Consider the following 21,125-nt stretch of genomic DNA (forward strand, 5'->3'; position numbering starts at 1 on the left):
GTGATTATTTTGCTACGCTTGCGTCTATAACCGATACATTACTTTGACCCTTGGTTGCAGTAATGCTGTCAGTAAACTAGATTAATAACCTGAGCTTCAAAAAATGAACGCCTTTCTAGCATGACCAGAAATGCCCATAAAATGAGCTTAAAAACAATGAGTTCGGTTACTACATACGCGAACCTCAAATTAAGTAAAATAGCTGAAGTGAAGTCAATGAAAAAATTATCCCTTGTTACCTGTTCCACCTTATTTGTCTTTTCCAGTATGTGCTACGCAGACTTCGACTTTAAAGGAGAAGGCGCGCTAACCTACCCAACCGGTGTAGAGAAAGCGTTTGAGTTTGGTTTTGCTTGGAACAAACAGACTGAACAGTTTCGCATCGGTGCAAATCATTATGACATGTCTGAACTACCAGAGTCTTACTCAGTTGCCATTACACTGAGTAAAGACGATACCCGCGTGTGGATCCAAGAATTCAATCAAGGTTTTATTTCTGAATTTAAGTGGCAAATTGCAGACCATCAAATCTCTCTTGTGAAAAAAGAGTTTAGCGACTCTGTCAAGGGTAATTACGTCTTGACGGTAAATGGGATAGATTACTTCTTTGCGCGAGATAACGTGAGTATCACACTCTCTTTTGAAGAAGATGGCATTAAGAATATTAAGGTAGATGGCGTGACAAAAGACATGGGAACTAAATCATAAAGGCCACATTGCGTGGCCTTTAGATCATACTTTGACTGTTTTTCTGTTTATCCCATACTCACGCAGCTTGTTGGCAACGGCTGTGTGGCTTAATCCCAAACGCTTAGCCAGTTGCCTTGAACTCGGATAAGCGGGGTAAAGCTTGCGCAACAAGGTTGCTTCAAATCGCTTCACCGCTTGGTCTAACGTCCCTTCAAAATCAGACTCCAAATAACCTAAGTCATGGGTAAAAGTCGGTAAGTTTAGATGCTCAGTACGAAGTTCTTTATCATCAAGCAACGAAACCGCACGATAAATGGCGTTTTCTAGCTGCCTCACATTACCAGGCCAAGGGTAATTCTCTAAAAACTCAATACATTCTCTAGCAAGTGTTGGCGCTGGATGACCATTTTGCTGGGCATATTTTTGTACAAAATGCTCAGCCAAAGGCCCGATATCTGCTTTTCTATCTCTCAGCGGAGAAATTTCAAGTGTTAGCACGTTAATGCGATAGTAGAGATCTTCTCTAAATACGCCCTCTTGCACCATTGCTGGCAAATCTTTTTGCGTTGCAGCTATAATGCGAACATTAACCTTAACTTCATTCTCGTCACCGACTTTACGGAACGTGCCGTCTTGTAAAAAACGCAGTAACTTAGTCTGTAACTGGGTTGACATTTCACCCACTTCGTCGAGGAATACCGTGCCACCATCAGCCTGTTCTAATACACCACGTTTTGGCGCTGCATTTTCTTCATAGCCTGCATAACCAAACAGCTCTGACTCGGCAACATCATCTGGCAGCGAAGCGCAAGAAAGCGCGATAAACGGCTTTAACGAACGGTTAGACGCATAATGACATGCTCTAGCCAATAGCTCTTTACCCGTACCAGTTTCACCTGTGATCAGAATTGGCGCTTCTAGCTGTGCCATTTTTCTGGCTTCACGCACGACTCTACGCATGGCTGTGCTGTGGTTATGAATCGTCGCAAAACTTTCTTGACCATAACGACGAAACGCACTGACTTGCTGCCCTAATCGCGACTGCGATTTAATGTTAATCACCGCACCGGCTAATACATCGCCTTCGATCCCTTGGGGCACCGAAATTGGCAAAATATCAGCAATAAAATCTTCCCCGCCCACTTCTACACGGGTTGTCTGGCCTAACACCTCTTTACCTTCTAACCAACGGGTAAAGTTAAACCCTTTCAAAAGGTTGTTAATGTTGGCACCGATCACTTCCTTTTCAACCATGTTAAGGTCGCGACAAGCTGCGTCATTGCAGTGACGTACCCAGCCTTTAGCGTCGATAGAAATTACACCATCAGGCAACGCACTGAGCAAAGTATTCAGCTCATTATGTTCACGTTCTGACGGTAAAAACGCTGTAGTACGAACATCTTCAACGCCATCGATTAGGCGGATCTCAGGCATAATCTTCTGAAACTGTTCAAATTCGATGGGTGGAAAGCTCACGTACATTCGACAATTTACTGAATCGACTTCTATACCTTTCAAATCGACACGGTAACTCACCAAGATATTGAGAATTTCTTGGGCAATACCAATACGGTCAGCGCAATGTATCTCTAGACGCATTTGTTCCTCAAAGCGGGTTTTCACAATTGACGAGATCATACTCTAAGAATAGCTGGCCGACTAGAAAAACGTAAAGAATATTGAACAGAATTTTAGCTATCCTCGCAAATTCTTGTCCTATACTAATGAAGAACTGAAAAAAGTTGTTTTTTAAGACATTTTTCAGCGCTTGTTAAGTTTTTGATTTGGAAACTTACATTCCATTTCAAAGGATTGCAACGCATAAAGAGTTACAGATATAATACTAAAGAATTGGATAATGTATCTTTTTTGAAAGCAGGCTGGCCACAATGAAAAAAATCTTAAATTTAGTATTACTATTTGCGCTCACGGCCTGCTCAGTAGAGGACCCAAATGAAACAGGTCCTTCACAAATAGATAAGGATGAAGATAAAAGCCAACAAGATAGGGATAACGAGACGCCCAACTTAAGCGTGTTGCTGCAAAACACAAAAGCGATGCCCATCGCCAATGCCAGCCTCACGATAAATGATCTGTCATTTACCTCAAGTAGCGATGGTGTATTTGACCTGTCGGCTCTAGCATACGGCGCTTATGTTGCAGAAATATCTCACCCCGATTATTTACCCTTGGTTTTTACCTTTGCGAATCAAAATAACAATGAACAGCAGCTCACGCTTGAACTAAAAGCTAAGTCGAGCACGCTAAAAACCGTACTTTTCGCGGGTGATACCATGTTTGGGCGTCGTTATTTCAACCCTGACCTCATTACCATGGGGAATTCATTGCCCAGCACCCCTGACGGACTTATCCAGCCCCAAAGCGCAGGACCTGATGCCCAAGCGCTGGTGCAGTTTATGCATCCTTTATTTAAACATATCGATTTTGCTTCGGTTAACTTGGAGTCTCCAATCCTAAAAAACCCAACCACGGTCCATCCAAGTAAAGAGTTTGCATTTTTTAGTCTGCCAGAGTCATTAATTGCCCTCAATGATTTGGGTATTGACTATGTCGCACTTGGCAATAACCACGTTTATGACTATCAAGCATCTGGACTGAACGAAACCTTGAAGTACGTCGAGCAAGCGGGACTTAAACACAGTGGCGCGGGCACAAGCGCGGCAGAGGCATTTAAGCCCTATAGCCTAAGCCTTGGTGAAGCAACCATAGACTTTGTGTCTGCGACTTCCATTACAGGCGATCAACATACCGTTACTTATGTGGCATCGGATGCTAAAGGGGGAGCTGCCGATCTAACAGATACCAATGGCATGAAAGAAACGGTGATGCAAGCCAGTAACAACGGCCACTTTGTTGTGGCTCAGCTTCACGGCGGTGATGAGTATTCATACGCACCAACGGCGTATATTTCAAACCGCTTTGATTTACTTTCCAAAAATGGCGCTAACTTGATGATTGCGCATCATCCTCACGTTGCGCAAGGGTTTGGCTTATACAATGGCGTACCAAGCATACTTGGACTAGGCAACTTTGTGTTTGAGCAAAATCGTCTTGAAACCTTTTTGGGACTGATAGCAGTGGTAGAGTTAGAAACTGCAGGCACACCTAAAATCAGTGCACTAAAAGCCTATCCCGTTTATCTAGAAGACTATGTTCCTAAGTTTGTAAGTGGCGATCTTGCCAATGCCCTACTAAAACGTATCGCTGAATTTTCTTCACCCGAAGTTGGTATCTCATTGCGCCCGGGGTTTGCAGAAGTCACCTTTGATAAACCGGTTCAAGCAAAAGCAACCGAGCAACAAGTTATTACCTTAGAAGCCGGTGAGCATATTGTCGATTTACGCCAATATTCAAGCAGTGCTGAGTTCCTTAGCAAACTCACGGCTAGTGATGCTCAAGCAGAGATTGTGCTTGGTCGAGACTTATTGTTCTTTGGGGATTTTGAAGACTGGGACAGCGATAACGAAAAAGGGGAAGTCTCTCGTTGGTTAATTGAGGCCGACGATATCGCGCCATGTTTAGTCGGCAAATATCGTGGCGTACAAGGACTTTGTCTACAACGAACGCAATTTAACGAAACACCAACGCGTGTGCCGTTCAAACACACAATTCGTACCATGCCTATTACGCCGGCGCCGAGCACGGCACAGGCTTACCATGAGCTCTCGCTCTTTGGTTATGCCAAAGGAGAGAACGCTGGTGAGTTTAAGGCTGATATTCGTATCTTGACATCAGAAGATAGCCTTATCTTTTCTGAGTCAACGCCCCAATTAAAGCCTGCAGGTAGTTATGAGTGGCAAACGTTTAGACAAGATATTACCTTACCTGACGATTCCGTTGTGCTTGGCGATGAAGGATTGCCTGCTCGTGGCGTCCAGTTTGGCCTCTCCATGGCGCCACCAAGTAGTGGTGAAAGTGCCTTATTTTTAGATGATATTGCGATGATCTCGTGGCAGCGCCCTGTGCTGCTTCAAAACGGTCAGTGGCAAAGCGCACAAATCCATGGCCTAGAATTTATCAAAGTAAAAGTAGCGAAGACGATTGAGCTGACTCTCACTTTTAGCCAGCAATAAGAGAGTGAAAAGGCATGTCGGTTTTTAGTCAATTAAACTTTATAAAACGCCAACGTGAGTTTTGGCTATTTATGAGCTTATTCGCTATTTTGTTGATCGCCTCAGCGTCCGGCTTATATAAACAGGTAAACCTAATTGGATTACAATGGTTTTCTAAGCTCAACACTACGCAAGCAACGCAAGTAGTCGTGATTGAAGCAGAAAACTTACAGCAACAACATCAGCAGTTGGCAAAAATACTCTCTGACTATGAACCAAAAGCCGTTGTGTTTTTTGCAAATACCGAACTTTCACCACAACAAAACGGCGGCTCGATTTACTATCCATTCAATACGCAATCGGTTTGTCTGTTGGAAACAGAAAATTGGTATGGCAGCGCAATCAGCCTTGCACCGCCAGCAAGCACATGTGACATACTGTGGGATAAGATATTTCCGCAGCATGGTGAATACCTCAACAAAATCATAGACTACTCGCTGCCTTATTATTCACTACCAAAATTCAGTGCACAGAGAGTACTTGATGGTGACCTATTCACAGCACAACTCAGCGAAAAGGTCATCTTAGTTGCTCAGCATTCAAAGTTTTCACGCTTAAATAGTAATGCTTATTTTGGTGCGCAAGAACTTCCGCCAGTTTACCTACAGGCATTTATCGCCAATAGCTTTGCATCCGACAGCTTTATTCAGCCTTTAAATAAAGTGACGATAGTCGCACTCATGGTACTAGCATCAATATTTTTCTTAGTGTGGTACCAAAGAAATGCGACCAAGACCAATGTCATCATTGCGGTATCCACCAGCATATTACTGATCATAAGCGGCCTTGCTGCGCATCATTGGTACTCCGTGTTATTGCCGCTTGGTGAGCTGCTATCTTTAATATGGCTGACGCTACTTTGGGTGTTTATCTCTTTGAAATGGTCAGAAGAAGAAAACTTAAAATCTCTGATAGCCCTGATCCAACAACGTATGATGGGTCGATATCTACCACGGCACTTTCTCGAGCATAATGAACCTTGGGATGCAATCATCCAACTAGTTAATCAGCAGCTTAATCTGAGAAGAAGTATCTTTCTCACTCGCTTAGAGGGTGACCACCGAGTAACTGAAATACGCGCAATACACTGTCAGCTCAGTGATATCTTAGAGATGCGACGAGATTACGAGCGAGTACCTTATTCCGATGCAATCAAAGCGTTCGGTGCTATCAAAATTACCCGCCCTTTCTTCCAACATCTAGCGGAAGATGAGCAGCAGTATATCGCACCTTTGATGTACGCAGGTGATGTTCGGGGTTTTTGGGCACTAACCGTCACTCCTCAAGACAACTTTGATGAGCAAGCATTTATTAAAAATGTAAATCTCTTTGCACATCAAATCGGTGAATTATTATTCCACTATAAAGTGTTTTCTGCTGAGCAAAAAAACCTCAAAAGCACACTGACTCGGGCGCTGACCTTTTCTCTGAAAGAGCCACTAAGTCATAAAATCAAAAATGCAATTAATGAGATGGATCAAAAACTCACCTCACTGGAGCATGTCTTCAACCAGCTTCACAGTGCCAGTATTTTATATAACTTATTTGGCCAAATTGTGCAGGTAAATGAATCTCTTGAACGCTTTGCGAGAGAGCATAAGCTGTCTATTTTCGACATGTCCGCCTTAGACTTACTTTGTCGCTGTACCGAGATGGATAGTGAACAAGCTAAAGGAAAGCTGCGCTATTTAACCTTAAAACGTGGCAAAATCGTATTACCCGTATATTTAGACAATCGAACTTATTTATTAAGCATTCGCGCCTTACTCAAACAATCAACCAGCCTTAACACTAGTACCCCATTTGAAACCAGCGGGGTGTTATTTGAGTTTATTGACCTTGGCGAGCAGTTATCTCAGCTAGATGATAAAGAAGCCTTTTTAACACACTTGTCAGAGCAGCTTGCGGTTAATGAGCAACTTTTGCCTGAAGAGTGGGATGACGAATAGATGGAATGGGCGCTGACGCTATTCCCAAGCGCGGGCGGACTTGGGCAGTCCGTTATCACGTGTGTTTGGATAGGCATCGCGGTTGTCGCATTTTTCAATCTAAGGTTTGGCTTCCCGTTAACTGGTTTAGTGGTTCCAGGTTACCTAGTCCCTTTATTTATCGTGAGCCCAACATCGGCTTGGGTGATCATTGTTGAGGCCATTGTTGTTTATAGCTTAATGCGGTTTTTTGCCAAAACACTTGTTGAGCGACTGGGCTATGCAGAAATGTTTGGCCGTGACCGATTTTTTGCCATCGTTTTGTTAAGCATTATTGTTCGAGTTACCATGGATGTGCTGTTTTGGCCGCTGGTCGCCGCGTACTTAACACAATGGGACATCACTTTTGATTACGCCGCACAGCTGTATAGCCTCGGGCTGATTATCATCGCCTTAACCGCCAATGTAATGTGGAATGGTGGCTTTAAATATGGCATAAAAGTCACCGCTATTCAGTTGATTGTTACCTATATCATCATTCGTTTTGGATTGATGACGTTTACCAACTTTAGCATTGCCAATCTTGCCGTCATGTACGAAGCTGTTGCGGCCTCCATTATTGCAGCCCCTAAAGCTTATATTATCTTGGTGATCACCGCTTTTATCGCATCAAGGGCTAATTTAAAGTACGGCTGGGAATTCAATGGCATTATGCTGCCAGCGCTGCTAGCACTACAACTGATGCAACCCACTAAGCTGCTCACATCATTCGTAGAAACAGCGATTATTTTGGTCTTTGGATATGTAGTCTTAAACTTTACTCGTTTAAAACACGCCAATATCGAAGGCGCGCGACTCATGCTACTGTTTTTTAATATTGGCTTTGTCTACAAACTGATTTTAAACTACGTCGTCGTCGGTTACTTCCCAACCTTAAAAGTGACCGATACCTTTGCTTTTGGCTACATGCTATCGACCTTACTCGCCCTTAAAATTTGCCAAAAAAATGCGCTAGGCCTTGTGATCCGTGCAACTTTTCAAACTTCAATTGTTGGTGGCTTTATCGCCATCTGTATCGGTTTTGCAATTATGGTTATTCCAAGCCTATTCGTACAAAGTAATACATTAGCGATAAATGAAACAGCCAGCGATTTAACGCTCGGTCAAGTGATCAGTAATTACAAGAGCCAGCTGTATACTCAAAATGCGGCTAACGTTAATGTCAGCCAATATGTGACCGAGCAGCAACGTAGCCACTTTAAACAAGCAATTAGGTTGCTTAAGCAGGATAGTGAGTCACACTATGTCGAGGCCGCCACCTTACTGCGACAAGCCAACTTTTCTTTGCAACGTACAACACAATTTTTAGTAATAAAAGACAATCAACAAGATCACAAGCGCGGTCTGTTTATCATTAATTTAACTGCTCAAAAAGCCCATATCATCAGCGTCCCCTACCCCACTGCAGAGCGGCTTGCCAGTGAGGCTGGTGGGATATTGTTTTCCTATTGGCAAAGCCAGGCAATGGCGTTTGGCAATGCGCGACCTAACCAAAGTGGCGATAAGAACGGTAAACAAAGCGAGTTCTATAGTGACTTTTTTATGGCGATGGATATTCCAGAGGTCGTCCAACTCAGAGAAATTAATCGGCAAGTAAGCCAATTGATGCACCAACACAGTTTAAAAGAAGACGCACAGATGTGGATATTTAACAGTGTGCCAAGCTCAGTGCAACAATCTGAACTTGCTACCTTATTTAACATCAACGATGCACACTTTGGTCTCGCGGCAAATGCGCCTTTACCTTACAGCCAATTCCATGGCCAGATGATTGAGGCGTATTTAAGCTCGGATAGCTATTCGTCGTTGCTAAGCGCATATGGCCTGCAACGCATCGACAAAGACATGGATAAAATAAGCACAAGCGATGAGAGCATACAGGCACTTATTGAAGCATTTTCCAGTCACATTAGCGCCAAAGGCAGCGGTGCATTTAGCTCACTGAGCGATACCAGTGCTGCACTGTGGGAATATGAAGTGTTAAGGCCGTTATTTGCTATCACCCAAAACCTTGAGATAGTGACAACGCCGGAAACGCTTGGGGTAAGGCTGAGTCAGATAAATCGCGTAGCAAACCTATTACAGTACCAATTAACTTTAGTTGAAAATAATCAAGGGCAATTCGTTGCACTTTCTCCTTTAGATACCAAATCTGCCTATGATTTGGGTCAAGGGGTGTACTTTATTGCCTTGCTGGCTAAACCATCCCTCACCATTGCAGTGCCTAGACCACTCTTTGAAAGTAACACCTTGGAGTTCTCTGGGCAGTTGTTTACGGCCACCCATGCAAAGTTACTGGCAATCGCTGGTGCTCATCCGTATACCAGCATCGATGCAAATGTAATGGCAGCCGACAACGTGCGATCATTATTTAATGTGGTGTATCAAAGTGCACAGCGCTACTTTTATGACAACCCCTTACTTAATTTACAGATCCGCAGTCATAGCGCGCCGGCAAGCATCAGACCTTCAGCGCTTGCATATCAATTCACAACGCCTAACCCTATTCATAATGACACCATTGCTACACTACAAAGGGTGCTAGCTGATCTTGGTGTTAATACTCAAACCGTATTAGGACAACAAGCAACAAGAGGCTTAGAGCTCGGTACCACACCACAGTCGGGATATCAGCTGTTCGCACCAAAAAGTGAGTTAGCGGCACTGTGGTTGGCATCGGATTTTAAATCGCACTTTGCCATTACCAATGATGCTTTATTGCAACGCCTTTTAGCCGTTGCACACACACCTAGGCTCAAAGTAATCGATTTGCTTGCCCTCTCTCCAAATGATTGGCATGAGGCCAGTGCGCAATTTATTGACGCACTTAAAGTGGCCACAGGGCGCTATGCCACCACCCAACATTTACCTGTGCTCCAAGCACTTTGTCAATTTGAAAGCCTGTGTAAAATAAGCGCCTTTAGCACGCATAGAAATGGTGAGCTGGGATTAATGTTTACCCGAGATAACGCACTGCTCGCGCTATACTTACCAAGAAGAAATCGCGTTATTGATTTAGCCACTTATGCAAAAGCGGTTCATGAGGGGCGTTATGTACTGGATTAAGCAGATATTACGATTTGCTATTTTTACGGCTCTGCTGCTACTTTTTGTTTGGTTCGCCGTCACTTTATTTGTGTGGGTAAAATCGGCGGAGCCTTCAAATACCTCTACCCTGTTTAATATTCGCTCCAATGTGCATTGGCTAAAAACCGACAGTGCACTGAAGTTTTCTTTTTCTGCGTCTCGGACTATGTCTGTTCGGGTGTTGTCTAATGGAATATTCGAATCGCAGCCGTTGGATAATCAGCCTGTCAACTATGCTATTGAATATCAGTTACTTGATGCAAAAGGAGCGATTATTTATCGCGGTACTTATCATCATGCAGCTAAAGCTGCCTCGAACGACTTTCAGCAACAGGTAAAACAGATCATTGAAAACCGTGAAGCGTTGGCCGTGGCGTCTGGGCAATCCTTTTATTTAAATCGTGAAGAGTTACAACAGGCTGCAACCATCATGTTAAAGCTAATACCAGAAAATGCTCAGCTTAAAGGCGTGGTGGTACGCGTCCATGCCCAAACCAGTAACAGTATTACCGACCCCGCCAAAGCATGGCTGAAAAGGCCAACCGAATGGCGTGAACGCATGACGAATTACCACACCATAGGTGAAAACGCCTTAACCAACGAAGAAAAATACAATTCGGTCATGTTAGATTGGCAAAAGCTAGCGCCACAGGGCGTGCCTAACATCGACTTTCGTGCTGACTTGTTATACGAGTCACTGCCCTACAATGTGCTTAATCATGATTTCTCGACCCAGCTAGACTTAGATAGTTTGTTTATTTCTGAGCAGCTAAGCGCAAGTTTTCGCGTCTATGAACACACGGAATATTTATTAAGCCATTCCGAGAATGCAAATCTCACTTTTGTTTGGCACGATTTACGCCAACTCGATGCGCCAAAGCCACTAACGCCTGAGGTGCTATCCGCTGCGCAAGCTAAACTAAGCAACTTACCAGCTGGCCTTGTTACCGTTAGCGCAAGCGCCCCCACCAGCATTCGGGTATTTAGCAATGGCGTCGACCCTATAGTCCCGTTGCATAGTTACTATTATATGCTCAACGCGCAAACGCCGGCTTACTATCAAGTCTCCCCTAAAAGCGATATCGCTTTAGAGTGGCGTGCGCCCATTGGCAGCACTCTCTCTGTGAGCCTCTATAGCAACAATGAGCGGATCAAGGACTATGTTTTTACCGCAACGGCGGAGCAAGCTTTGTTTGATAGACTGATAACTGAAACCACGGAGCGACAAACCTTACCAACCGCAGAGAAGCGTTATTTGGCAATACCAGATAACGTTAATCAAATCAAAATTGAAGCCGAAGACGCGATGGTGAAGCTGCAAGCCCGCAGCCCAACATTTAATTATCTGAATCATCGCTGTGACCCAGTGTGCGACCCTGAAAGCCCAATTTATCAGGGGATTGACGCATGGTTTAGCCAAAAGGCCGACAACCATTACCTCTTTCACACTCAAAAGCAGATAGCATCGGTGCGCTTATTTGAAGCGCCACCTGAAGTACCTGAGTTGCTGCCTCAATACCGCTCCAAAGACTTAGATCAGCTTTTAGCTGTATCGGATATCGCGTTGGTGCCCATTGAGCAAGCTTACTTTGATAACTCAGTACCGCAAATGGAGTTTGAATATCGTCAGGTAACTAAATCTGCACTCTTTAAGCTCGGTAAAGCAACAAGCTACCCAAGCAGTGTGATTGTGAAGCAAAAGCGCAAACCTACATTATTTGAAGTTCCGTTAAACAGCTTACAAATAGAGGAGTTAGCGAACACCCAAGCACTTTTCATCAATCAAGGGCTTCCAAGAACCGTGCGGAAGATCCGCCTGTACAAAGTGGCAAAAACAACGCCACTTACCGTTGCTGTTAGTGAGAATAACTTGCAACCTAACGCTTTGGTCGTCAAAGTGTTTAGTGCCGAACCTCAAGCTGAAATCACGGTAGCAACCGCTCTGGATAGCACTAAGGTAATCACCCCAAGCGATGAATACACGATTTTAGCTAAACACTTTGCCTTACACCTAAACCCTGCACAAACGAGGATGTTTTTTAACCCTAATCACACAGAGCTGTACGAGTATCCAAGTATTACTTTGCCGCTATTTCAAGACTTAACATCGCCTAAAACCATGACGCTCAGCTTTTCACATGATGTTTGGATAAGTGTATTAGAGGAACATGAACAACCTGATGCAACATTAAACTGGTGGCAAGATGAAACGCCTTAGTCGCTGCGCACTTTACATTACATTGTGCCTGTCATTGAATGTTAACGCTGCGATTCCAGACAGCAGCAAAATGACGCGCTGGTTTAAACAACCCGTAGCGCTCGATGGCTGGCAATTTACGCACCAAGCAGAGCAGTTTACATTGACGCCAAAGCCTCAAAGTGAAGCGCACGGCGAAGTCACGTATGCGCCAAAGCATCGGCCTTGCGTGGTGTCTGTTCCACATCGCTTTCATGATAAACATACGCTGACCATTGGTGCGCACATTTTCCAGCACAGTTGCCAAGTGTTACTGAGCAATACAAAACACAGATACGATAACAACGACACCGGTAAAACCTATGATTACGCCAAGCAACCTCACAATATTCACGCGTCAGCTATCGTAGCTTTTACATCTTTACACCCAACAGCAAAAGTGTTCCAAATACATGGGTTTAGTCAGAAGAAGCGAAAAACCGACGGCGGTAAACTAAGCGAAATAATTTTGAGCCAAGGTAAAGCGAATGACGACGCACTATGGAAGTTGAAGTCTTGTCTTGTTAAGCAAGGTTATCGGGCGCTGATTTACCCTCAAGAAGTGCAAGAACTTGGCGGGACGCAAAATATCATGCATCAGCTTGCGCTTCCTGAATATAGCTTCATCCATATTGAGCTAAGCTATCAAACAAGAAAGCAATTAATTAATAACAATCAACAACTAGAGCAGTTTACTAAATGCGTGCAATCACTTTTATAATGACACTACTGCTGTTTGCAACGATATCCCGAGCCAATGAGGTAGGGATACAAACGGCTGCCCAATGGGTTGATCTGTCACGTATGCAATTTATCCAAGCCAATGCTAACAAGCACTTTGCACCTCGGCAAAAAGCGTGGCTGTTTTTGCCAAGTCACGCATGGTTAGTCACAACACCTAGTGCCCTCGATACATTCGAGTTTTTTGCAGGGGAAACTCCAAAGCTACGACGTGCCATTCCAACGTCCGATTGGTTATGTATTCAATCCAGATGCCAACTGAGTGCAATAGCACAAAATCGCTTAATTCAGGTTGCTTACACCGGTGATAACACTCAATCTCTCGCGCTTTGGCAAGGCAGCATGCACAGCCACAGAGATCCGTATCGAAGAGCGCTCAGACTGCCAGGGCTTGACGACCAAACACTGCAATTAGCGCAAGATACAGAGCGCTGGTTTTATCTACAACCTACACAAGTGACAAGCGTATTCTTTGAACACGCCAAAAAGCTCAAACTAGAGGTTCGAAAAGATCTACACGCAATTGCGCAAAACGGTACTGTCACAATTAAAGTCAACGGTGAGGTTATCAGCACCATTGCAATATCAGATATCCAAGCGGATGAGTACCTTGAGCCTAAAGTCGGCTTGTCTAACCAAGATTATATCGCCATCCCGCAAGGTAGTTATCTCACAATCACAACATCGGTGCCTACCTACCTTAACTTACTACAAATGCACCGTGGTATTTACGACGATAATGCGGGAATAAAGCAGCAAGAGTCGCTATTTAATCCGTATTGGAATAAACAGCTGAACGAGCAGCTTAGCGCCCTTTACATAAATGGTGATACTTCTCCACTTACTTTTAACGCTTCTGACACGGCGCTGGCGGTCAAACGTAAGCAAATGCTTAACGATATTGCCTCTACGGTGTATTTTTTAACGCCAAGTTCCCCTCAACCGCTCACTCATCATATTGCGATAAGTGGAGTGACACTGGGCAGCCGCAGCGCCGCTGGGCAAGTGTTGCTCACTTCAAGCGCTCAGCGAGTCAATTACATTACCTCGTCTCAACCACTGAAGTATCATCTTGAGAATATAGTGAGAGTTGATAATGCAATTACCTTGTATGTTCGAGCAAGAACGCAAGAGCGCTTAACCATCTCCAGCGAGTATGGCCAACATACGCTGCTTGTTGCGCCTAGCAGTCATTTTCAAAGACTTACTCTACACATAAATCCAGCATCCAAAGTTGTGATGATTGAAGGGGCTAAGCAAGCGCTTGATATCGCTGTAGCAGTAAACCGCTTACAACCATTTCCCGACTTCTTGACCATGACGCAAGAGGCGCTAGGCCAAGGGCCACTCGTTCAAGGTCTACTTGCAAGAAGCAAACAAAATCGAGCGGACACTTACCATTTATCACTGAGTGGGCTGAGTGCGCCGGAACTAAGAGTTAAGACAGACAGCCACGACCAGTTTACCGCCACTAAAGTGCTTGCGGAACTACAAATGGTAGCAAAGACCAAACCACTCATAGCACTTGCAAAACTGAAGCCGTATTTGAGTGGGCATAGTGAGCAAGTTACGTTAATGGCTTGGCAGCTTAATATTGCTATTTTGACTCAGCTAGAACGCAGTGGAAACGCCGAGGTGTTACTAAAATCGCTGCTAAAAAGCACTGCCCAATCTTTAAGAGAGTACGCCGCCAATGAACTACTCACGAGATATTTAGCGCTGAATGAGTATATCCAAGCTAGCCTATTATGCGCAGCTCACGAAAGCGATATCACGCAATATCAATGCAATGATATCCTGTTGACATACCTGCTTGATTCCGGCCTTCAGCAAGAAGCGCTGTGGACAAGCCAGCAAATGGCATTAACACCAAAACAGGCCGAACAAGTCGCGGCAATTCAAACGGACGAACTAACCCAGCCTCAATACAGCCTTAATCACTATGGTTTACAAGTCGTGGAGTCAATGGATGATCAAACTGAGCTGTACCCGCTAGGTTCGGGAAAACCCATCAAACTGGTTGCTAAAACGCCTTTGACGGTCAAGCTAAGTGCGCGTGCAGCATACCAAGGACAAGAATACAAAAATACTCAATGGCTGCTGTATGAACACAACGCCAAAACCCGAATTTTACCCATCTTTAGTGATATTGCAGCAAACTTACAATTGCAGCCACAAACGACTCGATTATCTATTGCATCGCAGCAATATATTCAATTAGCGGCAGATGAAAGCCTCACGCTTTTCAGTAATAATGAGTTGTTTGTAGAGATCCGGGTACAACCAGAAACCGCTGATACTCCGGCTTTTGTAGATAAGTCTGCAGACTTGGTTAGTCGCGCTGATGCGCGCATAGCAAATGACCTCAGCGCCAGAGAAATTGCGATAAATGCCTTGTATCAATTGAGCCAGCAAACACTGTCTAATGAAAGCTACAACAGGGTCCTTCAACGTCTGCACCCAAGCTTATCGGGTGATGCCGTTTTAACCGATTTATATGCCCGCCTGATGCGCTATGGTCAATGGCTTGCTGCGGAACAATACACTAGCTATGTTGGCACACAAAAGGTAAAAGTTGATACGCCTGCGGCGCAAAGCGTTGGTGACCAGATCACCGCACACCTCACAGAAAATCCGCCGTCAGGCCTGCCACTCAGAGCAAACGAAATACTGACTATTGATTTTTCTGAGTATCAACAAGTTCAAGTAAGAGTAAAGTTTGCTTACTCTTCCGCCAAGCAAGTTGTAGCACCGCCTGCTGATGTAGAGCTGGTGGGGCCAAATCAAGGTGATGTGATTTCGCTGCAGCCAACGCAACCGCTCTATTACGGCATTAAACAAATCGAGACACGACAAGGACTGCTGCAATTGCGTTGGCTCAACCCTCTATCGGGACAAAGTGTGAGTGTACGTCCGCAATACTTCGACCAAGGTCAATGGCATGATATCCCATTGGATACGAGGCAGATTTTTTATCGCTCTGATGAAACAACCCCAATCACGGCGAAATTAACTCGAGATAGCCTGATTAAAATTGAAACCTTTGCCGATGGTATAAGAAGTGAAGCCACCTATTTTCACCCAGCAGGACAAGTATCACTAACCGGCCAACAGCAGCAAACGTTAGCACGCATGTCTATCTGGACGTTAAGCCCAACATTGCACCGCGTTAACCTAGTACCTGAAGTGCCAATGTTCTTAAAAACCAAGCAACAGTTAACACCAACAAGTGCTGAACCCGTATTTCAGCAGGCTCGCATTGAAACTGATGAGAGTCGCACTGGCGTCGAAGGCTTTTTGAATATTGATAGCGACGACATTGTACAGACAACGGAGCCTAGCCCTAGCCGTACTACACTCGATTTAGGTTTATCATTGAGAATGAAGGATGAAAATAACTGGTACCGCATCGATACTTTCTACACGATGGATAATCATCACCAAGACACCTTCTCTATCAATGGTCAATATGATTGGCTCTCGCAGCAGTCGAACTGGTTTGCAGAAGCAAGAATGCGTAATCGCTGGCAGGATGCAACGGCAATCAGTGAAACCCATTTAAGCTCTAGTATTTCGGCAAAATTTGGCCAAATTCACCGTTATAACAGCGGTTTTAGAAGCATTTGGTGGTGGCAGCCTTTTTACACTTACACCAGTATCAGCAAGGACGAATTTATTGCAGACGAGCAAATTGGCCCTGATATGTACACCTTTTACCGTAATAATCACAAGCACGGCTGGCAAGCGCATGCTGGGCTGCGCTATCAGCCTTGGGTTGATAGTTACTTCAGCTCCGGCGTTACCCTGACGTCAAATCAAGATTGGCAAACGCTCGACAATGCACTGTTTTCATTTGATTGGTATCAGTTTTATCAAGGCCATATTTTCCATGCCGGATTAACATCAAGCTATGTATTTGCCGATCAGAACCGCCCCAATCCAACGTGGCAATACTTAACTCAATTAGGTTGGCAAACGGGCTTTGACTTTAGTCATAACACCGCAGGTTGGTTAGGTGTAACTTGGACTCAAGACTGGTTTAACAATACCCATCAGGTTGGGCTACAAGTACGTTTAGGCAACTTACAGCAAACCGCTTTTGCCCCCTATGCTCACGATGAAATTATTTTTGAATCGTTACAGCTAAGTCATTTATTAGAGCAAGATTTACATGAGCGTTGAAGCCTTAAAGAGTCAATTAGAAGCCCTATTTTTTGCCGAAACTGAAAAGTTTTGGCTGAACTTGTATCAACATAAATACAGTGCGTTGATCGACGAATTGTGTGCATGGGAACTCATTTACAATCGCCCTGAAAACGAGGATGAAACCGACTGGCTGGTACTTCAATCTATCGCCTTTTTACGCCATAAAATTGAGACTCTACATGAGCAAATTTTGCTGCTTGAGGTATCCCACACCGGATTTGTACAGCGTATCGCTAAGTCTGAATTTGCCAGTGAAAAAGAGCTTCATATTATTGCATATGCTCAAGAACTTGGCACCACTAAAGCCGCGTTAGAACAAGATAAAAAAGCTTTTTCACGATGGTTTGACGAAGGTGCTGTCGTTGCTCGATATCAACATCAAGTTGCCGCTATTGAGCAACAGGTTAAATTTTTAATCGCCAAACTTGGGGCGCTAACGAATCGATATTTACGTGCTCACCACGATACCCTAGAAAATGCCTGGCAACGCTTGGATTTACAGCCATTTTGCTTAAATTTACTCGCCCATAGTCAAAATCAACATATTCGTCATGGCTTGATCCGCGCACTGGTGAATATGGTCGCAACCTTAAACAACTATGAGGTTGACTCAGAATTAGACGCAGAGCTTATCGCCAAACTTATTGAATTGCTTGAATCTGACAATATGCCCTATCAGGCCACCGTCGATATTTTAGAGATCTTAATACATCAACGCCCCACCTTTATTCGTGCCTACATGTGGGCTTTGCTTGAAGAAGCGAACGACATTGAAAATAGTCAGCAAGTTGATGCCGAAGTACTTTATATTTTGAGTATCTTTCCTAAAATTATTGTCAGCCAGCCAAAGCTTACAGAAAAAGATCTCAACATGCTTTGTGCACTCAGCGAGCACACCTTACCTAGGGTGCGCCAGGTTACGCTAGAGTTTGTCGAGTTTTATCCCACATCGTTTGCACAAGAGTTAATCGCCAAGCGGTTTGAGCAAGAGAATGAGAATGCCGTACTTTTTACCTTGATAAAACAGTTATCCGCAGACCGCTTTTGCCAACAGGACTTTGCATTTTTACTGTGGCAACGCGTACTAACTGGCGACTTTAGTATGCAGCTCAAGCGCTTAGCGCTTGAGCAAAGCGCGCGTATTATGCTGAATATGCAACTTGAATCAAATCAAGCCGATCTCTGCTTCAAACGGTTTATTGATACCTTAAATAACTGTTTATCGAACGAAACAAACATCGCCGTTTGCCGTTATATCACCAGAGCCAGAGAGCAGCTAGGTAGCTTCTATCATCAAGCCATCATCGCGCAGCTCAATGCTTCTCTTGAAGCCAATGAACAAAGTGACGCACTGGCAACTTGGTCTCGTGATGAACTGGGTCGCTCACTTTCTTATATTGCACAGCGCGGTCAAAGTCTTAATGCCTCAAAAACAAAAGCTGGCTGGCGTATCCAACAAGGCTATCGTCAAGCAAGAAGATTATGGCGAGTAATACACGAAATAAGACAACCAAGTACCGATAAACGTCAAAGCTATTCCCACACCAAAGCGAAAAAGCCCAGCGTATCGATCCACGTCCCTAGCTGCACTACCGCGGAAATTAGCGAAACAAAAGTGCCAGGGGAATTGCTCTTTAATATCGCCGAACAAACGAGTCGACCACATCTACCATTACTCGACTTTTTGCTAAGTGTACTGACTAATGACCACAGTAAAGAAGACGCCAAAACCTATACGCCGGATGGTATTTTAGCCGTTACTCCGCCATCAACTTTGTGGCGACGCCTTAAGGCGTACTGGACCATAACATGGCAGTTTGCAGAGCTAGACCGCTTACGAAAAGGCAACGAACTTGAGCAAGGTAAGTATTTGGATGCACTTAACACACTGGGGTTTTCGCTGTGCTTTAGTGCCTATGGCGACATCGCAAAAACGCCCTTTCCTGTCGCGAAAGACATTCAGCAACTTTATACTCGCTCTGGTGCCACCTCAGCGCTACTCACAATTTGGAGCAGTTTTAAAGAATACGTCGATGCCATTTATCAAAATAGTATTTCGCAGCTGGTTTTCTTTGTACTGGCATTTATTAGCTACTTTTGGACTCGGCATATTTATGTCAGTAAAAGAATAAAACAAAATCGCAAACACATTCCGGTGTCCATTGGCGGCTGGGGAACACGAGGAAAATCAGGAACCGAGAGGCTGAAGTCGGCTTTATTTAGCAGCTTGGCGCTGAGAGTCGTGAGCAAGACCACGGGCTGTGAAGCGATGCTTATCTATTCAAAAATTTCTGGTGAACAATATGAGATCCCACTATTTCGGCCTTTCGACAAAGCGAGTATTTGGGAGCAAGCTGATGTGCTACATTTTGCAAAGCAGGTAAAAGCGGACGTTTTCCTGTGGGAATGTATGGGCCTGACTCCGAGATATGTAAAAATTCTAGTGCGCTGGATGAAAGACAATTTTGCTACCATTACTAATGCCTACCCGGATCATGAAGATATTTTGGGCCCGACAGGTTTGGATGTAGCAAAAGAAATGTCTGCCTTTTTGGGCTACAACACCCAAGTGTTCACCGCCGAGCAGAATATGGCCTCCGTACTCAACTTGGCGGCAGAGCAAAAAAACACGTCGCTCATTCAAATTCATTGGGGTGATGGGTATCAAATAACGCCTGACATTCTCGCAAAATACCCCTATGTTGAGCATCCGGATAACATCGCCTTAGTCTGCAAAATGGCGCAATATATTGGCATCAATAAAGACTATGTGTTCAAAGAAACGGCTTCTAGGGTTATTCCCGATGTTGGCGTGCTTCAGCAATTTACGACCGCAAAGATCGGTGCAATCAGTCAAAGCTTTATCAATAGCATGTCTGCCAACGAACGCCTAGCAACGATAGAAAATTGGAAACGCTTAAACATCGTCGAACAGGGAAAGCAGGGGAAAATTGTTGCACTAATTAATAATCGTAACGACCGTGTAGCGCGCTCGCAAGTATTTGCGAACATTCTAGCCAGTGATCTGCATTTTGATGCCATTGTGGTGATCGGCACCAATATCGATGGCTTCTTTAAGTACTTTATGGTTGCACTGGAAAACCTCTTACACAGTATTTTCAGCAATAACGACCACAACGCACTGCGCGATTTACTCACGCGTTTTAGGCTCACATTATCGCGAGATGCGCTTATTGCATCATTAAATACTACGGCAGACAAGCTACCTGAGTCTGCGTTTTCAAGTATCGACTCACTACAATCACACCTTAACAGTGAAGATGAAACACATCAGCTAATTCTAAAACGTTTTGAAGCGTGGACAATTGCCTATACGATTATGGAAGTTGAAGATCTGAACACTAAGCTTTCGCAAACAGCAGCGCTTGCAGAGCAACTTGCCACTCTCAAATGTACGTTAGTGCATGATAGCGACATCAAGCCTGATCCCTTAAACCAAATCATTGCCAAACAAGCACTGCCAAATGAACACCAAATTATCGTCGGCATGCAAAATATCAAAGGTGCGGGACTGGGCTATGTTTACATGTGGCAAAAGTGGCAGTTGTTTAATCAGCATTGCGAGCGCCTGAGCCGCCGCAGCGTGACACAAACTGAATTTAGAAATGGCTTAAGTAGAATTTTACAGCAAGAGGAGCTCAGCGCGATTGAATGCCAATACTTAGCTGACAAGCTCGACTTGTTCAAAATGTTGCCCAATGCCCAAAGCGAATTTAGCCAAGCCGAATTAACACAAATAAAGCGCAAACTAGAGCAACAAACGCAACGCTTAGAAAGTAAAGATAATACCCGAGCTCGCTCGCCGCTAACACGCTTTTTGAATAAATTGGTCGAGTCATTTTTAGATGCCGGCGCGGCGGTAAAAAGAAAGAAAATCGCAGTTCAGGTATACAAAGATATCGCCGACTTTAGGATCACAATAGAAAAGGCAACCCTTATTTTAAGTGAATTAAACCGTTCGCAAAAACCTGGATGGTTGAAATTACAAAGTGGTAAGCGCCGCAAAAAATAGCTCGGCGCTTG

9 protein-coding genes are annotated in these 21,125 nt (G+C 44.3%); 8 read left to right on the top strand and 1 reads right to left on the bottom strand.

Translation table 11 applies throughout. The features are described 5' to 3' along the window. Positions 1–141 precede the first annotated feature (141 nt). On the top strand, positions 142–708 hold the full coding sequence (locus BB427_RS12555; RefSeq protein WP_069020993.1) for a hypothetical protein: 567 nt from the start codon (positions 142–144) through the stop codon (positions 706–708). Between the two features lie 24 nt (positions 709–732). Here the strand turns inward: BB427_RS12555 and tyrR are convergent, their stop codons facing one another. Next, a complete protein-coding gene (tyrR, locus tag BB427_RS12560; protein ID WP_039492229.1) occupies positions 733–2,289 on the bottom strand; it encodes a transcriptional regulator TyrR in 1,557 nt (518 codons plus the stop codon). Between the two features lie 290 nt (positions 2,290–2,579). Here tyrR and BB427_RS12565 point away from each other — a divergent pair, with 290 nt between their 5' ends. From BB427_RS12565 to BB427_RS12595, 7 genes are read left to right on the top strand one after another with little or no spacing between them, the layout of a single operon-like run. Further along, the gene (locus BB427_RS12565) at positions 2,580–4,784 is read left to right on the top strand and encodes a CapA family protein (RefSeq protein WP_254663627.1); all 2,205 of its coding nucleotides are present in this window, start codon (positions 2,580–2,582) and stop codon (positions 4,782–4,784) included. Positions 4,785–4,798: 14 nt separating this feature from the next. Further along, on the top strand, positions 4,799–6,772 hold the full coding sequence (locus BB427_RS12570) for a hypothetical protein (protein ID WP_069020971.1): 1,974 nt from the start codon (positions 4,799–4,801) through the stop codon (positions 6,770–6,772). Then, on the top strand, positions 6,773–9,877 hold the full coding sequence (locus tag BB427_RS12575; RefSeq protein WP_069020972.1) for a poly-gamma-glutamate biosynthesis protein PgsC/CapC: 3,105 nt from the start codon (positions 6,773–6,775) through the stop codon (positions 9,875–9,877). After that, positions 9,864–12,116 carry a hypothetical protein gene (locus tag BB427_RS12580; RefSeq protein ID WP_069020973.1) on the top strand — a complete coding sequence of 751 codons (2,253 nt, stop codon included), beginning with the start codon at positions 9,864–9,866 and terminating at the stop codon, positions 12,114–12,116. Before BB427_RS12575 ends, BB427_RS12580 begins: the two co-directional genes overlap by 14 nt. Beyond that, the gene (locus BB427_RS12585) at positions 12,103–12,855 is read left to right on the top strand and encodes a hypothetical protein (RefSeq protein ID WP_069020974.1); all 753 of its coding nucleotides are present in this window, start codon (positions 12,103–12,105) and stop codon (positions 12,853–12,855) included. The genes BB427_RS12580 and BB427_RS12585 overlap by 14 nt, the downstream gene beginning before the upstream one ends. Then, positions 12,834–17,057 (top strand): hypothetical protein, encoded by a 4,224-nt coding sequence (locus tag BB427_RS12590; RefSeq protein ID WP_069020975.1) that lies wholly within the window; start codon positions 12,834–12,836, stop codon positions 17,055–17,057. Before BB427_RS12585 ends, BB427_RS12590 begins: the two co-directional genes overlap by 22 nt. Continuing rightward, positions 17,047–21,114, top strand: a complete 4,068-nt coding sequence (locus BB427_RS12595; protein ID WP_069020976.1) for a poly-gamma-glutamate synthase PgsB — start codon at positions 17,047–17,049, stop codon at positions 21,112–21,114. The genes BB427_RS12590 and BB427_RS12595 overlap by 11 nt, the downstream gene beginning before the upstream one ends. The last annotated feature ends 11 nt before the right edge of the window (positions 21,115–21,125 follow it).

The organism is Pseudoalteromonas sp. BMB, from assembly GCF_001709235.1.
GTDB lineage: Bacteria > Pseudomonadota > Gammaproteobacteria > Enterobacterales > Alteromonadaceae > Pseudoalteromonas > Pseudoalteromonas maricaloris.